6 protein-coding genes are annotated in these 5,768 nt (G+C 62.6%); all 6 read right to left on the reverse strand.

Features of this window, described 5'->3' with window-relative positions:
- Nucleotides 1-773: AAA family ATPase (locus tag LLH00_14805; protein MCE5272547.1), on the reverse strand; the 773-nt coding region annotated here is incomplete at its 3' end.
- 116 nt (nucleotides 774-889) lie between these two features.
- Nucleotides 890-1,762: an MlaD family protein gene (locus tag LLH00_14810; GenBank protein MCE5272548.1), complete on the reverse strand. Its 873-nt coding sequence runs from the start codon at nucleotides 1,760-1,762 to the stop codon at nucleotides 890-892.
- 49 nt (nucleotides 1,763-1,811) lie between these two features.
- The gene (locus tag LLH00_14815; GenBank protein ID MCE5272549.1) at nucleotides 1,812-2,576 is read right to left on the reverse strand and encodes an ABC transporter ATP-binding protein; all 765 of its coding nucleotides are present in this window, start codon (nucleotides 2,574-2,576) and stop codon (nucleotides 1,812-1,814) included.
- A 172-nt stretch (nucleotides 2,577-2,748) separates the two neighbouring features.
- Entirely contained in the window at nucleotides 2,749-3,528 is a 780-nt protein-coding gene (locus tag LLH00_14820) for an ABC transporter permease (GenBank protein MCE5272550.1), read from the reverse strand.
- 2 nt (nucleotides 3,529-3,530) lie between these two features.
- Nucleotides 3,531-4,958, reverse strand: a complete 1,428-nt coding sequence (dnaB, locus tag LLH00_14825; GenBank protein ID MCE5272551.1) for a replicative DNA helicase — start codon at nucleotides 4,956-4,958, stop codon at nucleotides 3,531-3,533.
- Between the two features lie 68 nt (nucleotides 4,959-5,026).
- A complete protein-coding gene (locus LLH00_14830; GenBank protein ID MCE5272552.1) occupies nucleotides 5,027-5,269 on the reverse strand; it encodes a hypothetical protein in 243 nt (80 codons plus the stop codon).
- Nucleotides 5,270-5,768: the final 499 nt, after the last annotated feature.

Here is a 5,768-nt window from a genome sequence, read left to right on the forward strand (position 1 = left end):
TTCACCACGCGCAATATTCTGTGGCTCCAGTTCCCGTCCCCCTCAAAATACAGCACCGTGTCAACCATGTGCTCCAGTATGCGGGGTCCGGCCAGGGCGCCCTCCTTGGTCACATGGCCCACCAGGACCACGGTCAGGCCCTCCTGCTTGGCCAGGCGCATGAACCCGGCGCTGGCCTCGCGCACCTGGACTATGCTGCCCGGTATACCCTCCACGGCCCCGACATAGACTGTCTGGATCGAGTCCACGATCAGTACGTCGGGCTGAGCCTGCCGCACCGCGGACTCGATCTCCTCGAAACAGGTCTCGGTCAGGAGCAGGAGTCCCTCGGGTGCAGGGACTCCGAGCCTACGGGTGCGCATGCCGATCTGGCCCTCACTCTCCTCGCCCGAGCAGTAGAGCACCCGCACGCCTGTTGCGGCAAGCTTACCCGCGGCCTGGAGCATCAGGGTGCTCTTGCCTATCCCCGGGTCTCCGCCCAGGAGCAACAGCGAGCCGGGGACCAGCCCGCCGCCGAGGATCGAGTCCAGCTCTGCGATCCCGGTCTTGATCCGTGCCGGCTCCGGGCCACCCGCGAGGACCGCGGCCAGGGGACGGGGCCGCGCCCCCCCGGTTCCCGGGGCGGGGGCGCTTCTCGCCCCCGGCGCCTTCGGCGCGGGCGCGGCCCGCTCGGTCAGGCTGTCCCACGCTCCGCAGCTCTGGCAGCGGCCGGTCCATTTCGCCTGGACCGCTCCGCAGGCCGAGCACTCGTACTGGGTTTTGGGCTTGGGCATGAAAGCTCTTTCTATTTACATTCGCAGCCCGCTTGCCGCGTGCCATTCTCTGTCCGGCAGCGCGGCCTGGGCCAGCGCCTCCCCCTTTGACAAAGGGGGAGCGAGGGGGTTGTGTTTTAAAACACCTTCACCCGCACGTATTTCTCCGGGTGCTCGCGCACCTCGGCGATCAGGCTGCGCGCCTCCTGCAGGGCGTCCCGCATGTCGCGGTACAGGCTCTCATCGGCCAGCAGACGGCCCAGGGTGCCCTGGCCTTCCTGAAGGCCGGCCAGAAGACTGTCCAGGCGCGCACCCGAGCTTTCCACATTGGCCAGGGTGCGCCCGACCGCCGCCGAGTTGGCCGCCACCAGCGAGTCCACCCCCTGGGCCGTGGAGTCCACCGAGATCAGGGCACGGCGCACCAGAATGTCGTAATCGGCCAGGTTGCGGCTGAACTCGCGGGTGTTCACCGTGATCTCCCGGATGTTTTCCAGGCTCTCGGTCACCGGGCCGTCCTGGGCGGTCAGGGTGTTGAGACGCTCCAGAAGGGTCTGGGCTTTCTGCATCAGGCTGATCGTGTGGTCGATTATCACCGCACTGCGGACCATGATATCCTCGATGCCGGGGCCCAGCTCGCCCTCGATCTGGCTGCCCGGGGGCAGGGGCGCTCCCTGTCCCAGACTCAGCTCCACGCTGGAGGAGCCGAACACGTCCGTGGCGTTGATCGAGGCCAGTGTGCCCGCGGTCACCGGGACATCCGATTTCACATAGAACTCGACCCAGGCTTTCTGGTCGCGCAGCCCGATCTTGCGCACCCGTCCCACCACCACCCCGGCCGCGGTGACATTGTTCCCCTCGACCAGGCGGCCCACGTTGTTGAATTCGGCGTGGTAGGTTACGCGGTCGCGGGCGGTCAGCACCCCGCGCAGGTAGAACACCGAAACCAGTACCATGACAAAAGCCGTAAGGACAGCTATCCCCACGAGCGTGGCGGCTTTCCGGCTGTTCATCCTCTCTCCTCGGCCCTGGGCCCGGGCGGATCGCGCGGACCCGGCAGGCTCAATGCACGGCGGTCAGCGGCCCCACCGCCCGTCCTTCCAGGAACTGGCGCACAGCGGGGTCCGTGCTGGAGCGAAGCTCATCCCCGCTCCCGTCGAAATAAATCCTGCCGTCCAGCAGGAAACAGAAACGCGTGCCAACCTTGAGCGCGCTGGCCACATCGTGGGTCACCACCACACTGGTCACTCCCAGGTTGCGGCGGGTGTCCACGATCAGGTCGTTGATCGAGTCCGCGGTGATCGGGTCGAGCCCGGTGGTCGGCTCATCGTACAGGATCACCTCGGGGTTCATGGCGATGGCCCGGGCCAGTCCCACGCGCTTGCGCATCCCGCCCGACAGCTCGGCCGGCATGCGTCCCTCCACGCCCGACAGTCCCACCGCCTCCAGGCGCTCGCGCACCACCGCGGCTATTTCCTGTTCGGACATTTTCGTATGACGGTGCAGAGCGGCCGAGACATTCTGGCCCACGCTCATCGAGTCGAACAGGGCCGCGCTCTGGAACAGCATGCCGAAACGTTTGCGCACCTCGTTCAGACAGTTGCGGCTCATCCCCTCCAGCGGCGCGCCGTCGAACAGCACCTGCCCGCTGTCCGGCCGCATCAGGCCGATCATGTGCTTGAGGATCACGCTTTTGCCCGCCCCGCTGCGGCCCATTATCACCAGGGTCTCGCCGCGGCGCACTTGCAGATCCAGACAGTTCAGCACCGCCTGACCGCCCAGGCGCTTCGTCACCCCGCGCAGCTCGATTATCGCCGCCTCGCTCATGGCACGACCTCCCGCGCCGACCTCTCCCTTTGACAAAGAGGGACTGAGGGGGATTTGATCATATGGATCGGGCACGGCGCTCCGCGCCGCTACAGCCGATCTTCCAGATTAAGGGCTGGCCCCAGTCTCCCCTCCCTGGACGCGAAAACCATACACAAAAACAAACCACGTCTCATTGGGTCGGGAACAGGATCAGGGCCAGGATATAGTCGAAGATCAGCACCAGAAGGCAGTTGGTCACCACGCTGCGCGTGGTGGTCTGGCCCACCCCGGCCGCGCCTTGGGGCGCATAATAGCCGTAGCAGCAGCCCACCGTGGCCACTGTCAACCCGAACACCAGCGACTTGATCACCCCGCTGTAGATATCCCAGGGCAGCACGAACTGGCTGATCCCCTGCATGAATATCTGGCGGCTCATCTCCAAGTAGATCATGCAGATCATGTACGCCCCGCCGATAGCGATAGCGCTGCTGTAGACCACGATCACCGGCATCATGATCATCCCGGCGATCACGCGCGGCAGCACCAGGAAGCGCACCGGGTCGAGAGCCATGGTCTCCATGGCGTCGATCTGCTCGGTCACGCGCATGGTGCCCAGCTCCGCCGCAATCGAGGCTCCCACCCGTCCCGACAGCACCAGGGCGGTCAGCACCGGCGACAGCTCGATTATCACCGATTTGCCGATCGCCGCGCTGATGAACAGGTCGGGCACGTACTGCTCCACCTGGTAGCTGGTCTGCACGGCTATCACCATTCCGGTGAACAGGCTGGTCACCGCCACCAGGGGCAGCGAGGCGATCCCGATCCGCATCATCTGCTCGACCAGCTCGCGCCGCACGCTCCACACCCGTGGCAGCTCCAGCGCCGTCCGGCCCATCAGGCCGGCCGACTCTCCCAGGCGGGTCAGGCTCTCCAATACCCGCTCGCCGAGCTGCTGAAAAAGGCCGACCATGCTCAGTACGCCTCCGCATCCTCCCGGAAACTGACATTCCGGAACGTGGTGAACTCCTTGATAAAGGTCAGCTCCACGGTGCCGGTCGGGCCGTTACGGTTCTTTTCCACGATTATCTGGGCCAGGTTCTCGGTGCTTTTGCCGTCCTGCTCGGTGATGTCATACATCTCGGGACGGTAGATGAACACCACCAGGTCGGCATCCTGCTCGATCGCGCCGGACTCGCGAAGGTCGGCCAGTTGCGGGCGGCGGTCCTGACGGCCCTCCACGGCGCGGGAAAGCTGGCTCAGGGCGATCACCGGGATATCCAGCTCCTTGGCCAGGGCCTTGAGCGAGCGGCTGATCATGCTGATTTCCTGCTGGCGGCTCTCGATGCGGCCCGCGGTGCGCACCAGCTGCATGTAATCGATAACCACCAGCCCGATGTTCTCCATTTTCTTGAGCCGGCGGCTCTTGGCCCGTATTTCCAGCACGGATATCTCGGGGGTGTCGTCGATGAACATCGGGGCGTCGAACAGGCGGTTGGCGGCCTGGTTCAGGTTGTGCCATTCAAGATCGGTCAGCTTGGCCGTGCGCATTTTGCCCACCGGCACGTGCGAGATGGAGCTCAAGAGGCGCTGCACCAGCTGCTGCTTGCTCATTTCCAGGCTGAACACGGCCACCGGCACCGGCTCGGGGTGTTTGTTCGTGCCCAGGGCCAGGTTCAGGCCCACATTCAGGCAGAATGAGGTTTTGCCCATGCCCGGGCGTCCGGCCACGATGATAAGGTCGGATTTCTGAAGGCCCACGGTCAGCTTGTCCAGGTCGAAAAACCCGGTGGGCACGCCGGTCATCTCGATGTTGTGGTGGGTGCGGTATTCGATGTCGTTGATGATGTCGTGGATGATCGGCCGGATGGGCGAAAAGCCCTCCTTGAGACGGAAATCCTGGATCTGGAAAATCCGCTCCTCAGCCGAGTCGATCATCCGGTCCACGTCCTCCACCGGCTGGTAGGACTCCTGGATGATCGTGGTGCAGCTTTCGATCAGGCGGCGCAACATGAACTTTTCGCGCACGATCTGGGCATGGTGGCCCACATTGGCCGCCGTGGCCACCGAGCCGGCCACTTCGAAGATGAACGGCGCCCCGCCGATATCCTCCAGCGCGCCGTCCTTGCGCAACTGCTCGGAGAGGGTCACCGGGTCGACATCCACGCTCTTTTCGTACAGGCTGACCACGGCCGAGAACAGCCGCCGGTGTGGCTCGCTGTAGAAACACTTGTCGTGCAGCAGCTCCACCGCCTGACCGATAGCCTCGCGGTCCATCAGCATCGCGCCCAGCACGCTGGCCTCTGCCTCGCGCGAGAACGGGATGCTGCGGCTGTAGTCCGCGGCGATAGCCGCCAGGGCGGCGCTCTCGCCGCCGGGGGTGTCGGATTTCTTCTTAGCCATGCATAATCCGATGAAAATAATAAGAAAAGCCCAGACGCCAATAATACCTACTGAATAAAGAAAACATTTCAGGTAGTTCTCTTTGGAGATGATCCAATCAGGTGAAAGCTGAAAGAGTTTGCATCATCCTCTACCGCCAATCCCAAATCTTTTCGAACCGCAAGTACAAGTTCTTTGAGCAAATTATCGTGGTTTACTTGCGATCTGTTCGTATTTGAAAATTTAGTTTCATCATGAAAAGCCATCAACGCCGAGATCACATATTGTGGTGCGGCAAGCACTATTGTATTTGCCGCCAGCGCAAATCGCATATTGGCGTCGTCTTTGTCAATCCCATCAACAGCAAGGTCGGAAATAGACGAAAAAGAACCTTATAATGATTCAATTTCTCATGCTGCCATTGAACCTTGAGTTCATGCCTCTTTGTTAGATAAAAAGTCAAAGCGGCGACAATTATGCTTGTGGATGCAGCAATAATTGCAACTGCTATTTCTACGCCCATAATGGAAGCCTCAACGTTTACTCACAGATAGCAGATATTGCCTGCGTAGGGGCACGGCATGCCGTGCCCACAAGACCCAAACGCCGGGCGACATATATGTCGCCCCTACGACAACGCCAAACAACAGGATTTAATCACAGATACATTCAGTCCTGTCCCCCCTCAATACACGAACGGCGCCAGCTTCTTGGTCCGGGCGGCCCAGGCCTCCCATTCGGCCCCGAACTGCTCGTGCAGAAGCTGGTCCTCGTCCCGGATGCGCCAGAGCAGCACCAGGGCCATCCCACCCACCAGCGCCAGCCCGAGCC

It is taken from the genome of bacterium, from assembly GCA_021372515.1.
In the GTDB taxonomy this organism is placed as follows: domain Bacteria; phylum Gemmatimonadota; class Glassbacteria; order GWA2-58-10; family GWA2-58-10; genus JAJFUG01.